Genomic DNA, 24119 nt, shown 5'->3' with positions numbered 1-24119 from the left:
CCGCGTCATCCATTACGAGGGCGACGAGCGGCCCGGCATCAGCGACATCCGCTCCCGGATGTACGAGAGCCCCGCCCGCGTCGAACAGCGCGCCCTGGACACCTCGGACACCCGCCCGTACGTGATGATCGAGTACTCCCACGCGATGGGGAACTCCAACGGCAACTTCAAGAAGTACTGGGACGTCGTGCGCCGGCACGACGTCCTCCAGGGCGGCTGGATCTGGGACTTCGTCGACCAGTCCCTCCACACCCCCGTGCCGGAGCGCACCCTGCTCACCGAGTCGGGACCGGCCGCGCTGCGCGGCGAGATCCTCGCCACCCGCGGCCGGTTCGACCGGGACACGGGCCTGTCCGGCATCACCGTCTTCGAACGGCACGACAGCCTCGACCTCACCGGCTCCCTCACCCTGGAGGCGTGGTTCACCCCGGGCGTGCCCTACTCCCACCAGCCGATCGTCGCCAAGGGCGACACCCAGTACGCGCTCAAGCAGACCGACCGCAGAGTGGAGTTCTTCATCTGCTCCGACGGCGAGTGGATCGCCGTCAACTGGTCCGTGCCCGACGACTGGAGCGGCACGGAGCACCATGTCGCGGGCGTCTTCGACGCCGACGCCGGCACACTCACCCTGTACGCCGACGGCGCGGTCCGCGCCACCCGCACCACCGACCGCCGGCCCACCAGCAACACCGCCCCGCTGTCCCTCGCCTCCGACGCCGACAACCAGACCCGCGAGTTCGACGGCACGATCCGCCGCGCCCGCGTCTACGCCCGCGCCCTCACCACGGCCGAACTGGCCGACGAGAGCAGGGAGTCCGGTGACGACGGCGTGCGCTTCTGGTTCGACGCCGCCACCGTGGAGACCGAGCGGAGACGCCCCGAGGCCAGGACCTTCCTCGCGTACGGCGGCGACTGGGGCGACAACCCCAACGACGGCGCGTTCGTCGCCGACGGCATCGTCACCGCCGAACGCAAGCTCGGCGGCAAGGCGGCCGAGATCAAACGCGTCCACCAGGCCGTCGGCGCCACCCGCGTCCCCGGCGGCGGACCGGGCGCGCTCACCCTCACCAACGAGCACCTGTTCACCAACCTCCGCGCGTTCGACGGACGTTGGGAGCTCGTCGCGGACGGCGAGGTGATCGGCGGCGGACGGCTCACCCGGGACCAGCTCGACGTGGCGCCGCTGTCCGGGAAGCGCGTCGACCTGCCCGTGCGCCTGCCCCGCGACCCGGCCCCGGGCACGGAGTTCTTCCTCCAGCTGTCCTTCGTCACGCGGGAACGCACCCCCTGGGCGGAGGCCGGCTTCGAGGTGGCGCGCCACCAGCTCCCGCTCGACGCCGGCACCCCCGCGGTCGTGCCCGTCCCCCTGTCGCGCGTCCCGGCGCTGCGGCACGAGGTGCGCGAGCAGGACGTCCGGATCACCGGGCGGGGCTTCTCCGTCACCGTCGACCGGCGCACCGGCCTGCTCACCGACTACCGGGCCGACGGCACCCGCCTGCTCACCTCGGGACCCGCGCCCAACTTCTGGCGGGCGCCCACCGACAACGACCACGGCAACGGCCAGCACCTGCGCAACGCGACCTGGCGCGACGCGGGCGCCCGCCGCACGGTCACCGACGTCACCGTACGGCCGCTCGGCGACCGTGCCGTCGAGGTCCGCGTCACCGGCACCCTCCCCACCACCGTGGAGTCCGCGTACTCCACGACGTACACCGTCTTCGGCAACGGCGAGATCAAGGTCGACAACACCCTCCACCCGGGTGCGGCGAACCTGCCGTACCTTCCCGAGGTCGGCACGCTGCTGTTCCTGCCCCGCCGCCTGGACCGGCTGCACTGGTACGGGCGCGGACCCGAGGAGAACCACTGGGACCGCAACACCGGTACCGACGTGGGCCGTTGGTCCTCCACCGTGGCCGAGCAGTGGACGCCGTACATCCGCCCGCAGGAGAACGGCAACAAGACCGACGTCCGCTGGGCCGCGCTGACCGACCGGGGCGGACGCGGGCTGCTGGTGACGGGCGAACCCCTCGTGGAGATCAACGCCTCGCACTTCACCCCGGAGGACCTGTCCACGGGCGTCCGGCACGACTACCAGCTCACCCCGCGCGACGCGGTCGTCCTGCGGGTCAACCACCGCCAGATGGGCGTGGGCGGCGACAACAGCTGGGGCGCCCACACCCACGACGAGTTCAAGCTGTTCGCCGACCGCGACTACGCCTACACCTACCGGCTGCGCCCGCTCACCGACGTGGACCGGGCGCTCGCGCTCTCCCGCCGGCCCACCGCCGTCGAATAGCGCGGCACACTCCAGGGAGCCCGGGGTAACCGGGCTCCCATGGGTGACATCCTGACCGGCGCCTGCTCCTGGACGGACCGCCAACTCGTCGCGAGCGGCTGGTATCCGCGCGGACGGCGCGACGCGGAAGGGCGGCTGCGGCACTACGCGGAGCGGCTGCCCGTCGTCGAAGTGGACTCCGGTTACTACGCGTTGCCGCGCCGCCGCAACGGCGAGCTGTGGGTGGACCGCACCCCGGACGGCTTCCGCTTCGACGTCAAGGCGTTCTCCCTGCTCACCGGGCACCCCACTCGCCCCGAGGCGCTTCCGCCCGACCTGCGCGACCGGGCGCCCGCGCGCGGGCCGGCGGACCCCGCCCTGCTGGACGAGGTGTGGGGCCGCTTCGCGGAGGCGATCGACCCCCTGCGCACGGCCGGACGGCTGGGCGCCGTGCTGTTCCAGTTCCCGCCCTGGTTCACCCCCGGCGCCCCGGCCGAACGCCTCCTGGAGGACACCGCGGAACGTACCAAGGGCTGGCCGCTCGCCGTCGAGTTCCGCCACCCCGCCTGGTGGCACGCGGAACAAGCCGACGAGACAAGGGAGTTGCTGACCTCGCTGGGGGCCACGGCGGTCGGCACGGATATGGCGCAGGGCCTCACCGCCTCCCTGCCGCCCCTGGTCCCGGTCACCCGCCCCGCCCTCGCCGTCGTACGGTTCCACGGCCGCAGCCGGGCGTGGGGGAGGGGCAGCAAGGAGGACCGCTTCCGCCACGACTACGACGTCACCGAACTCGCCGCCTGGGTGCCGCGCCTGCGCCGCGCGGCACAGCAGGCGGAGGAGCTGCACGTGCTGTTCAACAACTGCTGCGGCGACGCGGCGGTACGGGCGGCGGAGACGATGCGGGACCTGCTGGCCGCACCGCCCGGGTGATCCGCGGAACCCCAGCACACGGGACGTCGACGTCGGATTCCCGCCAGACCCCCCGCACCTCCGTGGACGATCCTTGAGGCATGCACCGAGGGATGCACACCGACACCGAGCGCTGCGTGCGCGCCGTGCAGTCGAAGGACGCGCGGTTCGACGGCTGGTTCTACACCGCCGTCCTGACCACCGGCATCTACTGCCGGCCCAGCTGCCCCGCCGTCCCGCCCAAGCCCGCGCACATGGTCTTCCACCCGAGCGCCGCCGCCTGCCAGCAGGCCGGGTTCCGGGCGTGTAAACGCTGCCGCCCCGACACCAGCCCCGGCTCCCCGGAGTGGAACGTGCGCGCCGACCTCGTCGCCCGCGCCATGCGGCTGATCGCCGACGGTGTCGTGGACCGTGAGGGCGTCACCGGGCTCGCCGCCCGCCTCGGCTACAGCACCCGGCAGATCGAACGCCAGGTGCGCGCCGAACTGGGCGCCGGCCCCCTCGCCCTGGCCCGCGCCCAGCGCGCCCGGACGGCACGGCTGCTCGCCGAGACGACGGACCTGCCGATGGCGGACGTCGCCTTCGCGGCCGGCTTCTCCTCCATCCGTACCTTCAACGACACCGTGCGCGAGGTCTTCGCGCTCTCCCCGAGCGAGCTGCGCACCCGGGCGCCGAAGCACGCCGCCTCCGGCACCCCCGGCGTGATCACGCTGCGCCTCCCGTTCCGCGCCCCGCTCCACCCCGACAACCTCTTCGGCCACCTCGCCGCCACCGCCGTACCCGGCGTGGAGGAATGGCGGGACGGCGCCTACCGCCGCACGCTGCGGCTCCCGTACGGCCACGGCATCGTGGCCCTCGCCCCCCGCCCCGGCCACATCGCCTGCCGGCTCGCCCTGAGCGACCCCCGGGACCTGACCGTCGCCATCAGCCGCTGCCGCCGGCTGCTCGACCTCGACGCCGACCCGGTCGCCGTCGACGAGCAGCTGCGGGCCGACCCCGCGCTCACGCCCCTGGTCGACAAGGCGCCCGGCCGCCGGGTGCCGCGCACGGTCGACGAGGCGGAGTTCGCCGTCCGCGCGGTCCTCGGACAGCAGGTGTCCACGGCCGCCGCCCGCACCCACGCCGCCCGCCTGGTCACCGCGCACGGCACCCCCGTCGACGACCCCGAGGGCGGCCTCACCCACCTCTTCCCCACGCCGGAGGAACTGGCCGCGCTCGACCCGGACGCCCTCGCCATGCCCCGCACCCGCCGCACCACCCTGACCACCCTGGTCCGCCGGCTCGCGGACGGCGGCCTCCGCCTCGGCGCCGACAGCGACTGGCCGGAGACCCGCGCGGCGCTCCTCGCCCTCCCCGGCTTCGGCCCCTGGACCGCCGACGTCATCGCCATGCGCGCCCTCGGCGACCCCGACGCCTTCCTCCCCACCGACCTCGGCGTCCGCCGCGCCGCCGACGCCCTGGGCCTCCCGTCCACCCCGTCCGCCCTCACCACCCGGGCCACCGCCTGGCGCCCCTGGCGCGCGTACGCGGTCCAGTACCTGTGGGCGACCGACAGCCACCCCATCAACGTCCTGCCCGCCTGACCGTCAACGGAGGACCCGTGCGACACCACACCGTGACCGACAGCCCTTACGGCCCCCTGACCCTCGTCGCCGACGACGGCGTCCTGTGCGGCCTCTACATGGACGGCCAGCGCCACCGCCCGCCCGAGGAGACCTTCGGCGTCCCCGACGACACCCCGTTCAGGGAGACGACCGAGCAGCTCGACGCGTACTTCGCCGGCGACCTCACGGAGTTCACCGTCCCCCTGCGCCTGCACGGCACCCCGTTCCAGCTCCGCGTGTGGGAACAGCTGCGCCGCATCCCCTACGGCGAGACCCGCACCTACGGCGAACTCGCCACCCTCCTCGGCAACCCCAAGGCGTCCCGCGCCGTCGGCCTCGCCAACGGCCGCAACCCGGTCGGCGTCATCGTCCCCTGCCACCGCGTCATCGGCTCCACGGGCGCCCTCACCGGCTACGGCGGCGGACTGACCCGCAAGCGGCGGCTGCTGGACTTCGAACGCGGGGTACGGCGCGGTGACCACGCCGTACCCCGCGTACCCTCCGGCGGCCCGCCCGCCGGCCCGTTCAGAACAGGTAGGCGTACATCACCACCTGCTGCTCGGTGAGCGCGCCCCGGAAGACCCGGACCGTGTCCACCCCGCCCTTCAGGTGGTCGCCCCACTCCCCGCCGGAGGTGTGGCCGCGGCCGATCTGCAGCGGGCCGGTGGAGCTCCAGGGCGCCGTGTGCTCGGCGGTGACCACCGCGTTGCCCTGGACGTACAGGGTGACCCGACCCGCGGCGTCGTCGAACACCAGGACGACTTCATCACCCCAGGAGTTGTGGTACGCGTACCCGGAGGTGACGGTCGTCCCGGCGTCCGGGCCGCTGCCGTCGGTGACGACCAGCTGCCACTCGGAGGTGGCCGGGTTGTGGCGGACGGCGAACGCGTCGTGGTCGGCGTTGCCCTGGGACAGCAGGGTCATCGGCCGGTCGGTGGTGTCGTCCGCGAAGCGGACCCGCAGGCCGACGCTGTAGCTCTCGGAGGTGTCGACGACGGGGCCGCCGGTGGCGGCGTAGCCGTCCGTGCCGTTCAGCAGCAGGTGGGAGCTGCCGTCGAGCGCGTCGAACGGGTCGTCGGGGGTGAACGAGGCACCGCCGTGCAGGGTGAGCGGCAGGGTGCCGGTCCGGTCGGGCACCACGCCGTCGTCCGTGCGCTCGATGTCCCAGGAGGCGGCCAGTTCGGCCGGGCGGGACGCCAGCCGGTCGATCTCCTCGCCGGTGACCACACGGTCCCACACCCGGACGTCGGCGACCTCGCCCCGCCAGCGCGCGCCGCCCTCACCGCGGGCACGACCGACCTGGAAGGCGCCCGGGGCGCCCACCGGCGCGGCGCCGGTCCCGGTGGCCACCGCCGTGCCGTCCACGTACAGGCGCAGGGTGTTGTCCTCACCGTCGCGCATGCCGGTGAGGCGGGTCCACTTCCCGGCGGTGAGGCTGCCGCCGGTGAGGGTGGTGGTGCCGAGGCGGAAGGACCAGACGGCCGTGCCGTCGTCGGCGGGGAGCGCGCCCAGGGTGAACGCGGAGCCGCCGTCCGCGGTGTCCTGGCTCGCCACCGTCATCGGGGTGCCGGTGGCGGCGGGGCGCACCCAGGCAGACACGGCGAAGGTCCCGTCGGTGTCCGTCACGGGGGCGTCGGTGGCGAGGTGGCTGTCGCCCCGGCCGTCGAGGGCGACGGCGGAGGTGAGTCCGGTGCGCGAGGGACCGGGCACGCCGAAGACCACGCCCTGCCCGGCGCGGAGGACCGGGCCGGCCTCGGCGCCGGCGGTCGTGGACCCGGCCGGGTCGTCGAGCTTCCAGTGGGCCACCGGGGAGCGGCCCTCGGCGACGCGCACGGTGTGGGTGGTCACGGCACTCGACCGCCCCGCCCGGTCGAGGGCGCGGACCTGGAGGGTGTGGACCCCGCTGCGCTCCGGCATCCAGCGGATCGTGGCAGGTCCGCCCGGCTCCGCGGGCCTGACCCGGTTCTCCAGGCCGCTGCGGAAGGAGTAGACGTACTCGACGACGTCCTCGGACGGCGAGTCGAACGTGAAGCTGCCGTGGACGCCGACGCCGTCGTGCCAGGTGCTGTCGTCGTCCGGGTACCGGTCCGACACCACGGCCGCGGGTTGCGGACCGACCGTGTCGATGACGAACCGGCAGGTGTGGCCGGGCGCCTCGTCGCTCCAGGCCGAGACCGCGCCCTGGTCGTCGACGGCCCGGACGTGCCAGGAGACGACGGTGTCCGGCGGCAGGTCGTCGGGCGTCCGCCAGAGCGCGGTGACGGGGGAGTGCAGCGGGGAAGTCGTGAAGGCGCGCTGCTGCCGGACGCCGTCGCCGTCGGTCCACCAGGCTTCGAACTCGGCGCCTGCCCGGTTGGCCTCCCCCTCCGCGTTGTCCTCCGTCGAGTCCGCGACGACGGCCCGGAGTTCGGGCGCGGCGCCGACGTACACGACGTCCTCGGAGCAGCTCCTGTAGCTCGCGGTGAGGTCGTCGGTGCGCGGCTGGAGCGGAGGGAGATTCCCCCCGGCCGCCCCGGCCGCGGACGCGACGCCCGGTGCGGCTGCGAGCAGCAGCGCCGCGAGTCCTGTGGCCGCGGCGACGGATCTGACGCGCCGGCCGGAATACCAGTTCATGCGGTAGGGCCCCCTGGTGACGTGTCGGTCCCGCGCGGGGGCTGCACCAGCCCGCGGAGCGCGCAGGGACCACCCGAGGCCCATGACTGTCATGCCCACCATCGACCTCGGTCGGCACGACTATAGAACGATCTTCGAACGCGCTCGAACAATATGTGACGGTGTAACAGATATGGCTTGTAGTGAATGTGACGGGCCGACAGATCCCACGGGATGGCGGCTTCAGGCGGCGATCCGCCGCAGCAGCGCCGGCAGGGCCGTGCCGATCGGTTCGCGGATGATCTCGTCGGCCAGGTCGTCGTAGGGGGTCGGCTCGGCGTTGACGATGATCAGGCGGGCGCCGTGGTCGGCGGCCACCTGGGCGAGGCCCGCCGCGGGGTGGACCTGGAGGCTGGTGCCGGCGGCGATGAACAGGGTGCACGCCTTCGTGATCGCCACCGCCTCGCCGAGGACCGTGGTGTCCAGCGCCTCGCCGAACATCACCGTCGCCGGCTTGAGGATGCCGCCGCAGTCGACGCAGGGCGGGTCGTCCTCGCCGGCCCTCAGGCGGGCCAGGGCGTCCTCCGTCGGGGTCCGCGCCCCGCACTTGGTGCAGACGACCGCGCGTGCCGTGCCGTGGAGTTCCAGCACCTTGCGGTCCGGCACGCCGCCGAGCTGGTGCAGGCCGTCCACGTTCTGCGTGATCACCCGCACCGCCGTCCCCGACCGCTCCAGCTCGGCCACGGCACGGTGGGCGGCGTTCGGCTCGGGCAGCACGGCGAAGTTCTCCTGCCGCATCCGCCACGACCGGCGGCGGATCTCCGGGTCGCCCATGTAGTACTCGTACGTCACGAGCTTCTCGGCGTCCGGGTCGCGGCGCCACAGACCGGCCGGCCCGCGGTAGTCGGGGATGCCGGAGTCCGTGCTGACGCCGGCGCCGGTCAGAAGGGCGACGAGGGGCTTGCTCATGCGGCGAGGGTAGGGCGGGCGGGGCGCGCCCGGCGAGCGGATTTCGGGCCGCCCGTGCGGCCGGTCAGTGCACCCGCCGGCCGTCCTCCAGCTCCGCCGTGCCCGAGCCGTCCGCGAGCACGTCCAGCGCGGCGAGCACCCGGCGGCCCAGGGACCCCGGAAGGTGCGCGGCGATCTCCTCGCGCTCCACCAGCCGCCACGACAGCAGCTCCTCCTCCTGGAGCCGGATCGCCCTCAGCTCGTCGTCATCGAGCACACCGCCGTCGTACAGGTACGCCACCAGCGGCGGGACGCCCTCCGTCCGCACCCAGTCCACGGCGAGCAGCCGGCCCAGCGGCCGGTCCAGGCCGATCTCCTCGGCGGTCTCCCGCCGCGCGCCCTCGCGCGGGCTCTCGCCGTCGTCCGACTCGATCGTGCCGCCGGGCAGCGCCCACCCCTCCCGGTAGTTCGGCTCGACGAGCAGCACCCGCCCCTCCGTGTCCCGGAAGAGGGCGGCGGCCCCGGCGAGGACACGGGGGAGGGAGGCGACGTAGGCGGCGAAGTCCTGGGTGACCCGGGTGTCCCGGGTGTCCTGCGTGGTGGTCATGCGGGAAGGGTAACCGCGCTCGCGTGCCCCGCCGGGGCCGTCGCGGGCCCGCCCGCCCGGCGCACGGCAGCACACGCCGTCCCATGATCGACACGGCGGGCGCACACGCCGGAGCACGGCGGCCGACGCCTCCGCGCGGAGTCAGACCTCCGCCCGCGCCAGCCGCAGCGTCCGCTCCGCCAGCTCGCTGATCCGCACCCCGTCGAACCCGAACACCGCGCTGCGCACCGTGTCCTCCAGCGGCACCTTCCACTGGTCCGGTACGGCCGCCGCCCCGCACATCACCCCCGCCACCGACCCGGCCGTCGCGCCGTTGGAGTCCGTGTCCAGACCGCCCCGCACCGTCAGTGCGACGGTCCGCGAGAAGTCACCGTCCCCGTACAGCAGCCCCGCGGTGATCACCGCCGCGTTCGGGACCGTGTGGATCCAGCCGAGGCCCGCCGTCTCCTCCTCCAGCGTGTCCAGCGTGTCCTCCCACGGCAGCCCGCTCTCGTGCAGCGAGGTCACCCGGCGCACCGTCCGCGCCAGCCTGCTGCTCGCCGGGACCACCCCCAGCGCCTCGTCCACCGCCTCCCGCGCCGTCGCCGCCGTGAACGCCGCCGCGACCAGCGCCGCCGCCCACATCGCGCCGTACACCCCGTTGCCCGTGTGGGACAGCACCGCGTCCTTGCGGGCCAGCGCCGCGGCCCGGCCCGGCGCGCCCGGCGAGACCCAGCCGTGCACGTCGGCGCGGATCAGCGCGCCGATCCACTCCTGGTACGGGTTCTCGTACGTCGCCGTCAGCGGCGGCCGCAGCCCGCCTGCCAGGTTCCGGTACGCCGCCCGCTCCGCGGTGAACGTCTGGAGGTACGGCAGCCGCAGCAGCCACAGGTCACCCACCTGCTCGGTGCTGAAGCCGAAGCCGTGGGTCTCCAGCAGGTGCAGGCCGAGGATCGCGTAGTCGACGTCGTCGTCCCGGCAGCTGCCGTGCACCCGGCCGCGGACGCACGTCCGCCACTCCGGGCGCAGCGCCCGCTCCTCGGTCTCCGTCGGCGGCCCCGGCAGATAGTCGGTCAGCGGCAGCGCGTCCGTCGCCCGCAGGTAGCGGTCGATGCGGTCCCGCGTCCACACCTCGCCCTGCTCCACCGGCTTGCCGAGCATGTTGCCGGCGATCCGGCCCAGCCAGCCGCCGAGGACACGGTCGGCGAGCCCGGTCGCGGTGGTCACGTCGGTCGTGGCGGTCATGGGACCGGTGTACCCGTTTCCGGGCGGTTCCGCGCCCGTCCGTGTCCATCCGCGCTTGTCCGTGCCCGTCCGCGCTCGTCCACGGGCCGGTCACGGCATGACGGGCACGGCGCCCGGCGGTTAGGGTCGCAGCGGCGCGACTGGTCCCGCCGTGCGCGCGGGGCCCGATGAGCGAGGGGAAGGCAAGTGGCGGACGCTTCGGGAAGCGGTACGCGTACGACGCCGTCGGCACAGCGGGTGCTGGTCGCCGCGGACAAGTTCAAGGGGTCGCTGACGGCCGTGGAGGTCGCCGAGCGGGTCGTCGCCGGCCTGCGCCGGGTCCGGCCGGATCTCGAGGCCGAGGCGCTGCCGGTGGCCGACGGCGGCGACGGCACCGTCGCGGCGGCCGTCGCGGCCGGGTTCGAACGGCACGAGGTGCGGGTGACCGGACCCCTCGGCGACGAGGTGACCGCCGCCTACGCGCTGCGGGACGGCACCGCCGTCGTGGAGATGGCGGAGGCCAGCGGGTTGCAGCGGCTGCCTGAGGGCGTGTTCGCGCCGCTCACCGCGTCGACCTACGGCTCCGGGGAGCTGCTGCGGGCCGCGCTGGACGCGGGGGCGCGGACCATCGTCTTCGGCGTCGGCGGCAGCGCGACCACCGACGGCGGGGCGGGGATGCTGGCGGCGCTGGGCGCGCGGTTCCTGACGGCGTCGGGCGAGCAGGTCGGGCCGGGGGGCGCGGCGCTGGCGGAGCTGGCGTCGGCCGACCTGTCCGGTCTCGACCCGCGGCTGCGGTCCGTCGGGTTCGTGCTCGCGAGCGACGTCGACAACCCGCTGACCGGGCCGAAGGGCGCGGCGGCGGTGTACGGGCCGCAGAAGGGAGCCTCGCCGGAGGACGTGGCGCGGCTGGACGCGGCCCTCGCGCACTACGCGAAGGTGCTGGACGCCTCCGCGCTCGCGGCGTCGCCGGGTGCGGGCGCGGCGGGCGGCATCGGCTTCGGGGCGCTGCTGGTGGGCGCGCGGTTCCGGCCGGGCATCGAGGTCATGCTCGACGTGCTGGGATTCGCGTCCGCGCTGGAGCGGGCGGATCTGGTGATCACGGGGGAGGGGTCGCTGGACGAGCAGACGCTGCACGGGAAGGCGCCGGCCGGGGTCGCCGCGGCGGCGCGGGCGGCCGGGAGGGACGTGGTCGCGGTGTGCGGGCGGCTGGCGTTGCCGCCGGAGGTGCTGGGGCGGGCCGGCATCCGGCGGGCGTACGCCCTGACGGACCTGGAGCCGGACGTGGCGGTGTGCATCGCGGAGGCGGGAGCCCTCCTGGAGCGCACGGGGGAGCGGATCGCCCGGGACTACCTCACCTGAGCGAGCCGCGTCAGGTCCCCCGACTCCGGGGGACCTGACGCCACCTCATCACACCGTGAGGAAGCGGCCCGAGCGCCCGGCGGGACCGTGTTGCGATCCTCCTCATCAGTGCTTCCATGGAGAAGAAGGCAAACGTGCGGGCGGACGTCCCTGACGTCCTCGCCGACACGGAGCGGCGTCACCTGGCCGCTGTGACTTCCGGCGTTCCGTGACGCCTCGCCGGAAGGCGCAGCACGGAGGGAACGACGCCATGCCCACCAAGGTCATCCGCAGCCCTGAGGGCAAGCAGCGGCCGCGTGACGCCGCCTGGTTCACGCTGTACCCGAGACGCTGGACGCTCCGGGCCGCGCGAGCGGTGGACCGGCGCTGGCGGTCCTACCGGACCGGCCGGGAGGCCCGCCGGAGCATCGTCCCCAACCGCAGGTGGCACCCCTGGCGGGTCTCGCTCGGCCGGCTGCTGCGCGTGTTCGCCTTCGTGGGAACGGCCCTGCTGCTCGCCTGGATCGCGCTCGCCGCGTACGACTCCTCGGCACACACGCGCTCGTGGTACGACGACCTGAAGAACGACGCCTGGTTCAGCACCGTGCTGTCCTTCGTGAGCCCCGTGCTGACCGGCGCCCTCCTCCTCGCGGTCTTCCTCCTGTACTGGTACCACAAGGCCAAGAGGCCGCTGGTGAAGAAGGCGCGCACCCGCCCGCACGAGCTGGTCCCCACGGCCGGGACGCTCGTCGACCGGATCGTCGGGCGCCGCGAACTGGCCCAGGTGATGGCCCAGACGCTCCGCAACCGCAAGACGCGCCGGCCCTATCTGCTGGTCGGCGGTGTGGGCGTCGGCAAGACGGCCGTCCTCGTGGAGCTGACCCGCATGCTCGCGCAGCAGTCCGCCGTACCGGTGCCGCTGCGTCTGCGCGACATGGACGGGGAGTTCGACTTCGAGCAGATGGCGCGGCGCCGCTTCGCCGAGGAGGCCGACCAGGGCGTCTTCGCCGCAGGCAACATCGACAAGGCATGGCGGCAACTGCGGCTCGACGACAAGGCCGTGGTCATCGCCGACGGCCTGGAGGAGGCGCTCCTCGACGAGCGCTACCGGGAGGACCGGGACAACATCATCCGGCGGGCCATCGACCGGGCGGACCGTCAACAGCTTCCCCTGGTCATCGCCTCGCGCCCGCACGCGCCGCTGGAAGGCACCAGGGCCGCCATCACCGACCTGGAACCGCTCAGCGAGGAGGCGGCCCTGGAGTACCTGGTCCGGGAACCCGGCGAGGGGGACGAACGGCGTCTGGACTGGGTGGTGGAGACCGCCGAGGTCTCCGACTCGCCGATCTATCTGCGCATCGCCCGCGCCCTGCAACAGCGCGGGCTGCTGGAGCACCTGACGCTCCGCGAGCACGACGGGCGGCTGAACACGCGCAGCAACGACTGCTCCACGATCAGGCTGTGGCTCCTCGACAGCTACCGCCGGGCCATGGAGGACGGGCTCATCCGCGACAAGCTGGTGATGGACCGCAGGGAACGCAGGGAGACCCTGTGGGTCGTGTCGGCCCTGGCCTGCCTCGGCCTGCTGCAGGACACCCTGGAGGTGTCCTTCGACGACTTCGTCGGCGCCTACCTGGACGACCTCCGGGAGCGCCGCCGGTCCGGGACCCGGCCCGGGGAACCGTCGGCCGGATCGTGGCGGGACACGGTCCGCACCGCCGTCACGCCGGCCCAGCGCGAGGCGATCTGGAACGTGCTGGCCCGCACGGTCGGGGAGTCGTCGTCCTGGATCAACCCGCTGGACGACCCCACCGAGTGCTACGCCGAGCTCGCCCGGTACGCCGCCAACGGACAGCACCTGGGGCTCGTGCGGGGCTCCGAGAACAAGGTCCGCTTCCCCCACAGCATCGTCCAGGCCTACCTGGGGCACCGGCTGCTGACCGAGGTGCCGGACGACCAGATGGCCGCCGTCGTCGGACCCGCCCTGCGCGGCCCCGGCCCGTCCCGCGAACTCCTCATCGCCCTGGTGCTGCTCTCCCGCCACCGGGCCACCACCGCGGCGCCCCGCCCGTCAGGACGGCGCGACGGGAGCGCCCCGAGGACGAGCGAACTGCTCCGCGACGCCGCCGCCGACCGGCACGACGCGAAGTACTTCGACCTGTACGCCGCCGCCCTGGAGATCGACAGCATCGACCCGGAGCCGCTCCAGGACGAGCTGGCCCGCACCCTCGACGAACAGTGGGAGGGGCTGGTCATCCGGTCGGACCAGCGCACCGTGGAGGACGCCAAGCTCGGGCTGGTGCGGCGCTTCGGCGCGGCGCTGCGCGAACGGGAGAGGCGCAGGAACGAGGCGGCCGGGACCCCTCCCGGGACGGCCGCGGCACCGCCTCCGCTGCCGTACGAACGGCTGCTCAGCATCGGCACGCACGAGCCCTCCCACGCCGTGAGGACCGCGATCGCCCACCAGATCGCCGCAGGCGGTGACGCGGCCTTCCGTGCTCTGCGGGAGCTGTTCCCCCTCGACACCGATCCCGTACGGCAGTACCTGCAACAGACGCGGGAGGCCAAACGGAAGCTCAACGAGAACTACACCGCCTGGCTCGAGGACACGGAGTCGGGCCGGGCCGCCGCCCCGGGGACGGCGGAACGCAGGGAGCGGCAGTACGCCCGGTTCGTGCGGGAGCACGAACAGCGCCGCACCGTCCAGTGGCGTCACTTCGCCCTGCGGGCCTGGCTGGTCCCCATGTTCCTCGGCTCCGTCTCCGCGAGGTACCGCGGTGAGGCCGAGGAGCGCCTCGATCTGTGGCTGCGGCACCTCACCGTCGCGGCCGGCCGGGACGGCGCGCCGGGGCCGTCCACGGGGCCGCCCGAGCCCGATCTGCCGCTGTCCTTCGAGATCGCCATGACCCAGGGCTTCAAGAACGCCGCGAACCGGCGCAGGCGTCATCCGGGCGTCCACGAGGAGAGCCGGGCGTTCCTGACCAGGCATGCCGAGCGGATGCTCGCCTCCAGCCGCTCCTGGTACGCGCAGCTGAGCCTGCTCCACGCCCTGTGCCTGTGGGAGCTGCCCGACACGGCCGGGCGGGGGGACGCCCCTGCCGGGCAGGGCGCGTCCGTCGAGCCCGTGCGCGCGGTCACCCGCTGGCTCGCCGTCGCGGGGAGCGCGCGCCGCGGCGCGGGAGACGGGGAAGGGCCGCGCGCGATGCTCCACCCGTTCGTCGCCGAGGCCGGGGACCTGGTGACCCTGGCCCTGGAGACGGGGCATCCCGAGCAATTCCTGTGGATCGACGAGCACGGCGCCGTCGGCAGCGTCGGCTCCACCCCGGCGGACCCGGAGCGTTACCGCAAGCACAATCTGTGGATCGCCCCGTCGTCCGGCTGGACCAGCCTGCACCCCCGGGCGCAGCGTCTCCTCGCCGACGTCCTGATCATGCTGAACCTCACCGAGCGGGACGGCAGCCCGGACGCCATCGAGGAGCGCCTGGAGCTCACCGACCGCAGCGACCTGCCGCCCTGCCTCACCCACGACCGGACCCCGCTCCACCCCGAGCGGAGCGTGGGCCGCAACGACCAGGACGAGCCGGGCTGCACCTGCCTGCCGACCTGCACGTTCCGCCTGTGCCCCTACCCGCCCAAGGCCGCGAGGACGCAGAAGGAGATCGAGGAGCCCTTCTGCCGGCAGCAGCAGGCACTCCTGCACAGCCACCGCCGCTGGCACCTGCCGGCCCTCACCCGGCGCACCGCTCCCTGGGTGAGCATCCCCGTGCGGGAGCTGCACGCCTTCTGGGAGGTGATGGCGCACCGCAAGCGCAAGGCGCCCGAGGAGGACGAGCAGGTCCTGTGAGGCGGGCGGCCGCCGCACGCACGAGGGCCCCGGACCCATCCCGGGTCCGGGGCCCTGCACAGCCCAGCGGCAGCGCTACGGCAGCTGCGCGGCCCGTGCCTCGCGACGGTTGTCGCGGAAGTTGTTCACCCGCCGTGCCGTCGCGAACAGCGGGATCACCGCCCCCATCACCAGCTGAAGCGCGCACCCGGTCTGCAGCAGCAGCTGTCCGCTCGGCGCGTCGAAGGCCCATGCCGCCAGCAGCCCCATCGACAGCACGATCCACGACAGCATCGCCACGGCCAGGCGCCCCCGCGGCTTCGGGTACTCGACGCGGCTCACCATCAGCCACGCCGTGCCGATGATCGCCAGCAGCGTCGCCACGAAGGGCAGCTCGAGCAGCACGATCGACACGACGGTCAGCGCGCCGAACGGCGACGGCATGCCCTGGAAGGTGCCGTCCTTCACCGTGACGCAGGAGAACCGCGCCAGTCTCAGCACCACCGCCAGCAGCACCACGATCGCCCCGACCGCGGCCACCCGCTGGTGCGCGTCGTCCGCGACCATGCCGTAGACGAGGACGAAGTACGCCGGGGCCAGGCCGAAGCTGATCAGGTCCGAGAGGTTGTCCAGCTCCGCGCCCATCGGCGAGGAGCGCAGCTTGCGCGCCACCAGGCCGTCGAAGAGGTCGAAGACCGCCGCGCACAGCATCAGGATGACCGCGGTGGCCGCGCTGTGGCGGGCCATGCCGGACTCCTGGCTGCCCTGGAGGTGCGGGATCAGGATGCCGGTGGTGGTGAAGTACACCGCCATGAAGCCGCACGTGGCGTTGCCCAGGGTGAGGGTGTCCGCTATCGACAGGCGCAGCGACAGAGGCATCTCCTCGTCGTCGTCCTCGTCGGCCTCCGGCACCCAGCCGGCCTGTGTGTCGGGATCAACCACGGTCAATGCGAGTCACCCCAGCCACGGTCTTCTGGCCCACTTCGACATCGACCTCCACGCCCTCGGGCAGGTAGATGTCGACGCGCGAGCCGAAGCGGATGAGGCCGATGCGCTCGCCCTGCTCGACCTTGGTGCCCTGGGGCACGTAGGGGACGATGCGGCGGGCCACCGCGCCGGCGATCTGGACCATCTCGATGTCACCGAGCTCGGTGTCGAAGTGCCACACCACGCGCTCGTTGTTCTCGCTCTCCTTGTTGAAGGCGGGAACGAAGCCACCGGGGATGTGCTCCACCGACGTCACGGTGCCGGCCAGGGGGGCGCGGTTCACGTGGACGTTGAGCGGGCTCATGAAGATCGCGACGCGGGTGCGTCCGTCCTTCCAGGGCATGATGCTCTGCACCACACCGTCGGCGGGCGAGATGACCCGGCCCTGGGCGATCTCGCGCTCGGGGTCGCGGAAGAACCACAGCATCCCCGCCGCGAGAGCGGTGGCGGGGACGGCGACGGCCTTGGCGGCGCCCGAGCGGCGGGCGCGCAGCAGGCTCACGGCTGCGGTGGCGACGGTCGGCAGAAGCCACGGCGATGCTCCGCGCGCGAGGCGTACGCCGGCGAGGCTGTCGCGGTGTGCAGAGGTTTGGCTGTGGGGCATGGATGACCTTCGTAGCGGATGATGCCGCGCAACTGCGGGGGACGGCGGCTTTCCGGCGATCGTAGCGGCTCCGGGCCGCAACTGGGTAAGCCAGGCAACCAAGTCGGCGGCCGAAGAACGCATACGGGGTGTGATCCTCTCCCTCAAGAAAACACCCCGTATCCGGACATCCGACCCCGGTCAGCCCTCGAATCGATACTCTTCGAGCAGCCGGCGACCGATGATCATTTTCTGGATCTCGGCGGTGCCCTCACCGATCAACAGCATCGGCGCCTCCCGGTAGAGGCGCTCGATCTCGTACTCCTTCGAGAAGCCGTAGCCGCCGTGGATCCGGAAGGCGTCCTCCACGACCTCCTTGCAGTACTCGGATGCGAGGTACTTCGCCATCCCTGCCTCAAGGTCGTTTCGTTCCCCGGAATCCTTTTTGCGCGCTGCGTTGACCATCATGGCATGCGCGGCCTCCACCTTGGTAGCCATCTCCGCCAGCTTGAACTGAATGGCCTGATGCTGTGCGATCGGCTTGCCGAAGGTGTGGCGCTGCTGGGCGTACCGGACGCCGAGTTCGAAGGCACGCTGCGCGACGCCGCAGCCACGCGCCGCGACGTTCACGCGGCCGACCTCGACCCCGTCCATCATTTGGTAAAAACCTCGGCCGGTGACGCCGCCGAGCACCCGATCGGCGGGAACGCGCAGGCCGTCCATGATGAGCTCGGTCGTGTCGACGCCCTTGTAGCCCATCTTGTCGATCTTGCCGGGGATGGTCAGGCCGGGGCGGACCTCACCGAAGCCGGGCTCCTTCTCCACCAGGAAGGTGGTCATCGACTTGTGGGGCGCGGTCCCCTCGGGGTGTCCTTCGTCACTTCTCACCAGAACGGCCACCAGCGACGAGGTTCCGCCGTTCGTCAGCCACATCTTCTGGCCGTTGAGGACGTACTCCTCGCCGTCCTTCACCGCCTTCGACGTGATGGCCGACACGTCGGAGCCGAGGCCCGGCTCGGACATCGAGAAGGCGCCGCGGACGTCGCCGGCCGCCATGCGCGGAAGGAAGTGCTCCTTCTGCTCCTGGGTGCCGTGCTGCTTGAGCATGTACGCCACGATGAAGTGCGTGTTGATGATGCCGGACACCGACATCCAGCCGCGGGCGATCTCCTCCACGCACAGCGCGTACGTGAGAAGGGACTCACCCAGGCCGCCGTACTCCTCGGGGATCATCAGGCCGAACAGGCCCAACTCCTTGAGCCCGTCGACGATCTGCTGCGGGTACTCGTCGCGGTGCTCCAGCTCGGTCGCGACCGGGATGATCTCCTTGTCCACGAAGTCCCGGACGGTGGACAGGATCTCCTGCTGGACGTCGGTCAGACCGGCGGTCTGGGCGAGACGGGCCATGGCTTACTTCCCCTGTTCCCTCAGCTCGGGGCGGCCCGGCTGCTCGCCGCCGCGCTCCTTGATGTACGTCTCGGTCGGCACCATCACCTTGCGGCGGAACACGCAGACCAGGGTCCCGTCCTGCTTGTAGCCCTTGGTCTCGACGTACACGATGCCGCGGTCGTCCTTCGACTTCGACGGCCACTTGTCCAGCACGGTCGTCTCGCCGTAAATGGTGTCGCCGTGGAAGGTCGGCGCCACGTGCCTGAGCGACTCGATCTCCAGGTTGGCGATCGCCTTGCCGGAGACGTCCGGCACGCTCATGCCGAGCAGCAGCGAGTAGATGTAGTTCCCGACGACGACGTTCTTGCCGAAGTCCGTCGTGCTCTCCGCGTAGTTGACGTCCATGTGGAGCGGGTGGTGGTTCATGGTGAGGAGACAGAACAGGTGGTCGTCGTACTCGGTGACCGTCTTGCCCGGCCAGTGCTTGTACACCGCGCCGACCTCGAACTCCTCGTAGGTACGTCCGAACTGCATGTCGGTCAGGCCTCCGGGATCTCGAACTTCGACGTGCGCTCCATGCCGGCGGCGCGTCCCTTGCCCGCGACGACCAGGGCCATCTTGCGGCTGGCCTCGTCGATCATCTCGTCGCCGAGCATCGCGGAGCCCTTCTTGCCGCCCGCCTCGGACGTGTAGTACTCGTACGCGTCCAGGATCAGCTCGGCGTGGTCGTAGTCCTCCTGCGAGGGGGAGAAGATCTCGTTGGACGCCTCGACCTGGCCGGGGTGCAGCACCCACTTGCCGTCGAAGCCGAGGGCGGCGGCGCGCCGCGCGACCTCGCGGTAGCCGTCGACGTTGCGGATCTGGAGGTAGGGGCCGTCGATCGCCTGGAGGTCGTTGGCGCGGGCGGCCATCAGGATCTTCATCAGGATGTAGTGGTAGGCGTCCGCCGGGTAGCCGGGCGGCTGCTCGCCGACCACCAGCGACTTCATGTTGATGGACGCCATGAAGTCGGCCGGTCCGAAGATGATGGTCTCCAGGCGCGGGGAGGCCTGGGCGATCTCGTTGACGTTGTTGAGGCCCTGCGCGTTCTCGATCTGCGCCTCGATGCCGATTCGGCCGACCTCGAAGCCCATGGTCTTCTCGATCTGCGTCAGGAGGAGGTCCAGCGCGACGACCTGCTGGGCCGTCTGCACCTTCGGCAGCATGATGCAGTCGAGGTTCTGCCCGGCGCCCTCGACGACCGTCACGACGTCCCGGTACGTCCACTCGGTCGTCCAGTCGTTGACGCGCACCACGCGGGTCTTGCCGGTCCAGTCGCCCTCGTTGAGGAACTTCACGATGGTGTGCCGCGCCTCGGGCTTGGCGAGCGGGGCGCAGGCGTCCTCCAGGTCGAGGAAGACCTGGTCGGCGGGGAGGCCCTGGGCCTTCTCCAGGAAGCGCGGGTTCGAGCCCGGTACCGCCAGGCAGGAACGCCGGGGGCGAAGGCGGTTGACCGTCATGCGGGGACCTCCAGAGGGTCGAGCTTGTTCGCGGTGCGGATCTCGTCGACGATGCGGCCGATGATCCCGGTGATGTCGAAGTCCTTCGGGGTGAAGACCGCGGCGACTCCCGCGGCCCGCAGCTGTTCGGCGTCACCGCTGGGGATGATGCCACCGGCGATCACGGGAATGTCCGTGGCGCCGGCCACACGGAGCCGTTCGAGCACGTCCGGCACCAGCTGGGCGTGCGATCCGGAGAGGATCGACAGGCCCACCGCGTGGACGTCCTCAGCCAGCGCGGCGTCCACGATCTGCTCCGGGGTGAGCCGGATGCCCTGGTAGACCACCTCGAACCCGGCGTCGCGGGCCCGTACGGCGATCTGCTCGGCGCCGTTGGAGTGACCGTCCAGGCCGGGCTTGCCGACCAGGAAGCGCAGCTTGCCGACGCCGAGGTCCTTCGCCGTGAGTTCCACCTTCCGGCGGACCTCCGACAGGGCGGAGCCCTCCTCGGCGGGGACCGCCACGGGGGCGGACGACACCCCGGTCGGGGCGCGGAACTCGCCGAACACCTCGCGCAGCGCGCCGGCCCACTCGCCGGTGGTGACACCGGCCCGGGCGCACTCCAGGGTGGCCTCCATGAGGTTGTCGGTGCCGCGCGCGGCCTCCTTGAGCTTCTCCAGCGCCTTGCAGGGGCGCGGGTGGTTGAAGGGTGGCTGATAGCGGGTGTCGCGCCAGTGCTGGAGCGAGGCGATCACCCGGGCCTCGACCGCGGGGTCGACGGTCTGGATGGCCGTGTCCAGGTCGGCGGTGAGCGGGTTGGGCTCGGTGGACTCGAAGGCGTTGACGCCGATGATCTTCTCCTCGCCCGACTCGATCCGGGCGCGGCGCTCGGCGTGCGAGGAGACCAGCTGGGACTTGAGGTAGCCGGACTCCACGGCGGCCATCACGCCGCCCATCTCCTGGATCCGTCCGATCTCCGCGGTCGCCTCGGCCACCAGCTCCTCGACCTTGGCCTCGATCACCTTCGAGCCCTCGAAGATGTCCTCGTACTCCAGCAGGTCGCTCTCGTACGCCAAAACCTGCTGGATGCGCAGCGACCACTGCTGGTCCCAGGGGCGGGGCAGACCAAGGGCCTCGTTCCAGGCGGGCAGCTGCACGGCACGCGCGCGGGCGTCCTTGGAGAGGGTGACGGCCAGCATCTCCAGGACGATCCGCTGGACGTTGTTCTCCGGCTGCGCCTCGGTCAGCCCGAGGGAGTTGACCTGGACGCCGTAGCGGAAGCGGCGGTGCTTGGGGTTTTCGATGCCGTACCGCTCGCGGGTGAGGGTGTCCCAGATACGCCCGAAGGCGCGCATCTTGCACATCTCCTCGATGAAGCGGACGCCCGCGTTCACGAAGAAGGAGATACGGCCGACCACGTCGCCCATGCGCTCCTGCGGCACCTGGCCGCTGTCGCGCACCGCGTCGAGCACGGCGATCGCGGTGGACATCGCGTACGCGATCTCCTGCACCGGCGTGGCGCCGGCCTCCTGCAGGTGGTAGCTGCAGATGTTGATCGGGTTCCACCTGGGGATGTGGGAGACCGTGTACGCGATCATGTCGGTCGTCAGGCGGAGCGACGGGCCGGGCGGGAAGACGTGCGTCCCGCGGGACAGGTACTCCTTGACGATGTCGTTCTGGGTCGTGCCCTGGAGCCTGGTGATGTCCGCGCCCTGCTCCTCGGCGACGACCTGGTAGAGCGCCAGCAGCCACATGGCGGTGGCGTTGATCGTCATCGAGGTGTTCATCTGCTCCAGGGGGATGTCCTGGAACAGCCGGCGCATGTCACCGAGGTGCGCGACGGGCACCCCGACCCGGCCGACCTCGCCGCGGGCGAGGACGTGGTCGGAGTCGTAGCCGGTCTGGGTCGGCAGGTCGAAGGCGACCGACAGGCCGGTCTGGCCCTTGGCGAGGTTGCGCCGGTACAGCTCGTTGGACGCCTCGGCGGTCGAGTGGCCGGCGTACGTCCGCATGAGCCACGGACGGTCCTTCTGGCGCTCTGTCATGGTCCTGCCCGCCCTCAGACGTTGCGGAAGCGGTTGATGGCGTCGATGTGCTTGGCCCGCTTCTCGTGGTCGCGCACGCCCAGGCCCTCCTCGGGGGCGAGGCACAGCACGCCGACCTTGCCCTGGTGGAGGTTGCGGTGCACGTCGTAGGCGGCCTGGCCGGTGTCCTCCAGCGAGTACACCTTGGACAGGGTGGGGTGGATCTTGCCCTTGGCGATGAGGCGGTTGGCCTCCCAGGCCTCGCGGTAGTTGGCGAAGTGGGAGCCGATGATGCGCTTCAGGGACATCCACAGGTAGCGGTTGTCGTACTGGTGCATGTAGCCCGAGGTCGAGGCGCAGGTGGTGATGGTGCCGCCCTTGCGGGTGACGAAGACCGAGGCGCCGAAGGTCTCGCGGCCGGGGTGCTCGAAGACGATGTCGATGTCCTCGCCGCCGGTGAGTTCGCGGATGCGCTTGCCGAAGCGCTTCCACTCCCTGGGGTCCTGGGTGTTCTCGTCCTTCCAGAACTTGTAGCCCTCGGCGCTGCGGTCGATGATCGACTCCGCGCCCATGGAACGGCAGATCTCCGCCTTCTGTTCGCTGGAGACGACGCAGATCGGGTGGGCGCCGCCGGCCAGCGCGAACTGGGTGGCGTAGGAGCCGAGGCCGCCGCTCGCGCCCCAGATGAGGACGTTGTCGCCCTGCTTCATGCCGGCGCCGTTGCGGGAGACCAGCTGGCGGTAGGCGGTGGAGTTGACCAGGCCGGGGGCGGCGGCCTCCTCCCAGCTGAGGTGGTCCGGCTTCGGCATCAGCTGGTTGGACTTCACCAGCGCGATCTCCGCCAGCCCGCCGAAGTTGGTCTCGAAGCCCCAGATGCGCTGCTCGGGGTCGAGCATCGTGTCGTTGTGGCCGTCGGAGGACTCCAGCTCGACGGACAGACAGTGCGCGACGACCTCGTCGCCGGGCTTCCAGGAGTTCACGCCGGGACCGGTGCGCAGCACGACGCCCGCGAGGTCGGAGCCGATGATGTGGTACGGCAGGTCGTGGCGCTTGGCCAGCTCGCTGGTGCGGCCGTAGCGCTCGAGGAACCCGAAGGTGGACAGCGGCTCGAAGATCGAGGTCCACACCGAGTTGTAGTTGACCGAGGAGGCCATCACGGCGACCAGGGCCTCGCCGGGGCCCAGCTCGGGCAGCGGCACGTCGTCCAGGTGGATCGACTTGCGGGGGTCCTTGTCGCGGGTCGCGAGACCCGCGAACATCTCCGTCTCGTCCTTGTGCACGGTGATCGCACGGTACGACTCGGGAAGCGGCAGGGCGGCGAAGTCCTCCGACGTGGAGTCGGGCGACTGGATCGCGGCCAGGATGTCCTTGACGGTCACGGTGTTGCCTCCGGCGATGGGCGCCCTGAGGGAGGGGCGCTGAGGGTTACGTCGGTGTGCTGCTGAGGGTCGGGAGGTGCCGTCGGTTCGGCGGTGGTGCTTCGGCAGCGCGTGGTTGCGCGGGAGGTTGCCTGTGACGCAGGCGTCCGGGAGTGCGGGTGGTGGACCCGCCGGGACTCGCCCGGACTCCTTCAACGTATGGCACGCCGTGTCAGTCGGCAAGGCACTGCGTGCCAGAACTTGGGCTCAGGTGAAATCTTTACGCATCAGATGAGCGATGATCGATCGAAACGCTCTCGAAAGGCGGGCGAAAAGCGCCCCTGACATGGCAAAACGGCCACCCCGAAGGGTGGCCGTCATCACAGGGGCGGAGGGCGGTTCAGCGCTCCTTGAGCGCCCGCTCGATGGCCTGCATGACCTCCTCCAGCGGGGCGTCGGTGCGGGCGACCGTCACCAGCACCTCGCCCTGCGCGGACGCCGTGGCCGCCGCCGGCCGCTGCGGGGCGGCCGTGCGCCCCGCCATGATCCCCGTGCCGAACGTCTTCCGCACGATCGCGAAGGCGTGGTCCAGCTGCGCCTCCACGTCGCCCTGGCCGCCCGCCCGCAGCCAGCGCCGCAGCACATGGTTGTGCGCCGTGACCACGGCGGACGCGGCGACCTCCGCCAGCAGCGGGTCGTCGTTGGCGTCGTCGTCGTGGGCGTGCTCGTCGAAGTGGCCCAGCAGATAGCGGGTGAACAGCCGCTCGTAGCGGGCCANNGCGACGGAGATGTCCGGCCGCGCCGCGTACATCTTCATGACCTCTTTGATGCCCCGGCACACCGTGTCGAGCGGATGCTCGTGCGCGGGCGCGGCGTTGAGCACCGCCTCGGCGCGCACCAGGGTGTCGTCGTGGTCGGGGAAGATCGCCTCTTCCTTGGAGCGGAAGTGGCGGAAGAACGTGCGGCGGGCGACCCCGGCGGCGGCCGCGATCTCGTCGACG

The 24119-nt window shown here is 72.1% G+C and carries 17 protein-coding genes and 1 pseudogene; 6 read left to right on the top strand and 12 right to left on the bottom strand.

The window, feature by feature from the left end:
• The 4 genes and pseudogenes from CCN29_RS06010 to CCN29_RS05995 all read left to right on the top strand — a co-directional run.
• The coding region (locus CCN29_RS06010; protein ID WP_143661285.1) for a beta-galactosidase small subunit-related protein at nucleotides 1–2296 on the top strand (2296 nt) is incomplete at its 5' end.
• A 39-nt stretch (nucleotides 2297–2335) separates the two neighbouring features.
• Entirely contained in the window at nucleotides 2336–3205 is an 870-nt protein-coding gene (locus CCN29_RS06005) for a DUF72 domain-containing protein (RefSeq protein WP_031017702.1), read from the top strand.
• Nucleotides 3206–3297: 92 nt separating this feature from the next.
• Nucleotides 3298–4767 (top strand): AlkA N-terminal domain-containing protein, encoded by a 1470-nt coding sequence (locus tag CCN29_RS06000; RefSeq protein WP_086680413.1) that lies wholly within the window; start codon nucleotides 3298–3300, stop codon nucleotides 4765–4767.
• Nucleotides 4768–4784: 17 nt separating this feature from the next.
• A pseudogene (locus CCN29_RS05995) lies at nucleotides 4785–5252 on the top strand (methylated-DNA--[protein]-cysteine S-methyltransferase); the annotation flags it as partial.
• Between the two features lie 61 nt (nucleotides 5253–5313).
• On the opposite strand, the gene CCN29_RS05990 reads toward CCN29_RS05995, so the two are convergent.
• The 4 genes from CCN29_RS05990 to CCN29_RS05975 all read right to left on the bottom strand — a co-directional run bounded on the left by CCN29_RS05990 (nucleotide 5314) and on the right by CCN29_RS05975 (nucleotide 10159).
• On the bottom strand, nucleotides 5314–7401 hold the full coding sequence (locus CCN29_RS05990) for a LamG domain-containing protein (RefSeq protein WP_086680411.1): 2088 nt from the start codon (nucleotides 7399–7401) through the stop codon (nucleotides 5314–5316).
• Between the two features lie 222 nt (nucleotides 7402–7623).
• Nucleotides 7624–8349: an SIR2 family NAD-dependent protein deacylase gene (locus CCN29_RS05985; protein ID WP_006135050.1), complete on the bottom strand. Its 726-nt coding sequence runs from the start codon at nucleotides 8347–8349 to the stop codon at nucleotides 7624–7626.
• A gap of 64 nt (nucleotides 8350–8413) precedes the next feature.
• Nucleotides 8414–8935 (bottom strand): NUDIX domain-containing protein, encoded by a 522-nt coding sequence (locus tag CCN29_RS05980; protein WP_006135052.1) that lies wholly within the window; start codon nucleotides 8933–8935, stop codon nucleotides 8414–8416.
• 141 nt (nucleotides 8936–9076) lie between these two features.
• Nucleotides 9077–10159, bottom strand: coding sequence for an ADP-ribosylglycohydrolase family protein (locus CCN29_RS05975; RefSeq protein ID WP_086680409.1), 1083 nt, complete (start codon nucleotides 10157–10159; stop codon nucleotides 9077–9079).
• A 237-nt stretch (nucleotides 10160–10396) separates the two neighbouring features.
• Between CCN29_RS05975 and CCN29_RS05970 the strand changes: the two genes are divergently transcribed.
• A complete protein-coding gene (locus tag CCN29_RS05970; protein WP_086680407.1) occupies nucleotides 10397–11497 on the top strand; it encodes a glycerate kinase in 1101 nt (366 codons plus the stop codon).
• 250 nt (nucleotides 11498–11747) lie between these two features.
• The gene (locus tag CCN29_RS05965; protein ID WP_086680405.1) at nucleotides 11748–15320 is read left to right on the top strand and encodes an NACHT domain-containing protein; all 3573 of its coding nucleotides are present in this window, start codon (nucleotides 11748–11750) and stop codon (nucleotides 15318–15320) included.
• 75 nt (nucleotides 15321–15395) lie between these two features.
• On the opposite strand, the gene pssA is transcribed toward CCN29_RS05965, so the two are convergent.
• The 8 genes from pssA to CCN29_RS05925 all read right to left on the bottom strand — a co-directional run.
• Nucleotides 15396–16211 (bottom strand): CDP-diacylglycerol--serine O-phosphatidyltransferase, encoded by an 816-nt coding sequence (pssA, locus tag CCN29_RS05960; protein WP_026243358.1) that lies wholly within the window; start codon nucleotides 16209–16211, stop codon nucleotides 15396–15398.
• Between the two features lie 22 nt (nucleotides 16212–16233).
• Entirely contained in the window at nucleotides 16234–16890 is a 657-nt protein-coding gene (locus tag CCN29_RS05955) for a phosphatidylserine decarboxylase (RefSeq protein WP_026243357.1), read from the bottom strand.
• A gap of 180 nt (nucleotides 16891–17070) precedes the next feature.
• Complete coding sequence (locus CCN29_RS05950) at nucleotides 17071–18276, bottom strand: acyl-CoA dehydrogenase family protein (protein ID WP_086680403.1); 1206 nt, start codon at nucleotides 18274–18276, stop codon at nucleotides 17071–17073.
• A 3-nt stretch (nucleotides 18277–18279) separates the two neighbouring features.
• On the bottom strand, nucleotides 18280–18792 hold the full coding sequence (locus CCN29_RS05945) for a MaoC family dehydratase (RefSeq protein WP_006135061.1): 513 nt from the start codon (nucleotides 18790–18792) through the stop codon (nucleotides 18280–18282).
• Between the two features lie 5 nt (nucleotides 18793–18797).
• Nucleotides 18798–19757, bottom strand: a complete 960-nt coding sequence (locus CCN29_RS05940; RefSeq protein ID WP_006135063.1) for an HpcH/HpaI aldolase/citrate lyase family protein — start codon at nucleotides 19755–19757, stop codon at nucleotides 18798–18800.
• On the bottom strand, nucleotides 19754–21781 hold the full coding sequence (locus CCN29_RS05935) for an ethylmalonyl-CoA mutase (protein ID WP_086680401.1): 2028 nt from the start codon (nucleotides 21779–21781) through the stop codon (nucleotides 19754–19756). Before CCN29_RS05935 ends, CCN29_RS05940 begins: the two co-directional genes overlap by 4 nt.
• 14 nt (nucleotides 21782–21795) lie before the next feature.
• A complete protein-coding gene (gene ccrA / locus CCN29_RS05930) occupies nucleotides 21796–23139 on the bottom strand; it encodes a crotonyl-CoA carboxylase/reductase (RefSeq protein WP_006135065.1) in 1344 nt (447 codons plus the stop codon).
• A gap of 379 nt (nucleotides 23140–23518) precedes the next feature.
• A partial coding sequence (locus tag CCN29_RS05925) for a TetR family transcriptional regulator (RefSeq protein WP_086680399.1) occupies nucleotides 23519–24119 on the bottom strand: 601 nt, incomplete at its 5' end.

Origin of the sequence: Streptomyces pseudogriseolus (genome assembly GCA_002154585.1) — a bacterium.
GTDB lineage: Bacteria > Actinomycetota > Actinomycetes > Streptomycetales > Streptomycetaceae > Streptomyces > Streptomyces pseudogriseolus.
This window is presented reverse-complemented; position numbering and strand designations above follow the sequence as displayed.

Excerpts from the sequence above, each read along its gene's own strand:
- CCN29_RS05950 (WP_086680403.1), bottom strand. The coding sequence starts at position 18,276 with ATGGCCCGTCTCGCCCAGACCGCCGGTCTGACCGACGTCCAGCAGGAG.
- CCN29_RS06000 (WP_086680413.1), top strand. The coding sequence starts at position 3,298 with ATGCACACCGACACCGAGCGCTGCGTGCGCGCCGTGCAGTCGAAGGAC.
- CCN29_RS05990 (WP_086680411.1), bottom strand. The coding sequence starts at position 7,401 with ATGAACTGGTATTCCGGCCGGCGCGTCAGATCCGTCGCCGCGGCCACA.
- CCN29_RS05945 (WP_006135061.1), bottom strand. The coding sequence starts at position 18,792 with ATGCAGTTCGGACGTACCTACGAGGAGTTCGAGGTCGGCGCGGTGTAC.
- CCN29_RS05940 (WP_006135063.1), bottom strand. The coding sequence starts at position 19,757 with ATGACGGTCAACCGCCTTCGCCCCCGGCGTTCCTGCCTGGCGGTACCG.
- CCN29_RS05980 (WP_006135052.1), bottom strand. The coding sequence starts at position 8,935 with ATGACCACCACGCAGGACACCCGGGACACCCGGGTCACCCAGGACTTC.
- CCN29_RS06005 (WP_031017702.1), top strand. The coding sequence starts at position 2,336 with ATGGGTGACATCCTGACCGGCGCCTGCTCCTGGACGGACCGCCAACTC.
- CCN29_RS05985 (WP_006135050.1), bottom strand. The coding sequence starts at position 8,349 with ATGAGCAAGCCCCTCGTCGCCCTTCTGACCGGCGCCGGCGTCAGCACG.
- CCN29_RS05975 (WP_086680409.1), bottom strand. The coding sequence starts at position 10,159 with ATGACCGCCACGACCGACGTGACCACCGCGACCGGGCTCGCCGACCGT.
- CCN29_RS05955 (WP_026243357.1), bottom strand. The coding sequence starts at position 16,890 with ATGCCCCACAGCCAAACCTCTGCACACCGCGACAGCCTCGCCGGCGTA.
- CCN29_RS05965 (WP_086680405.1), top strand. The coding sequence starts at position 11,748 with ATGCCCACCAAGGTCATCCGCAGCCCTGAGGGCAAGCAGCGGCCGCGT.
- CCN29_RS05935 (WP_086680401.1), bottom strand. The coding sequence starts at position 21,781 with ATGACAGAGCGCCAGAAGGACCGTCCGTGGCTCATGCGGACGTACGCC.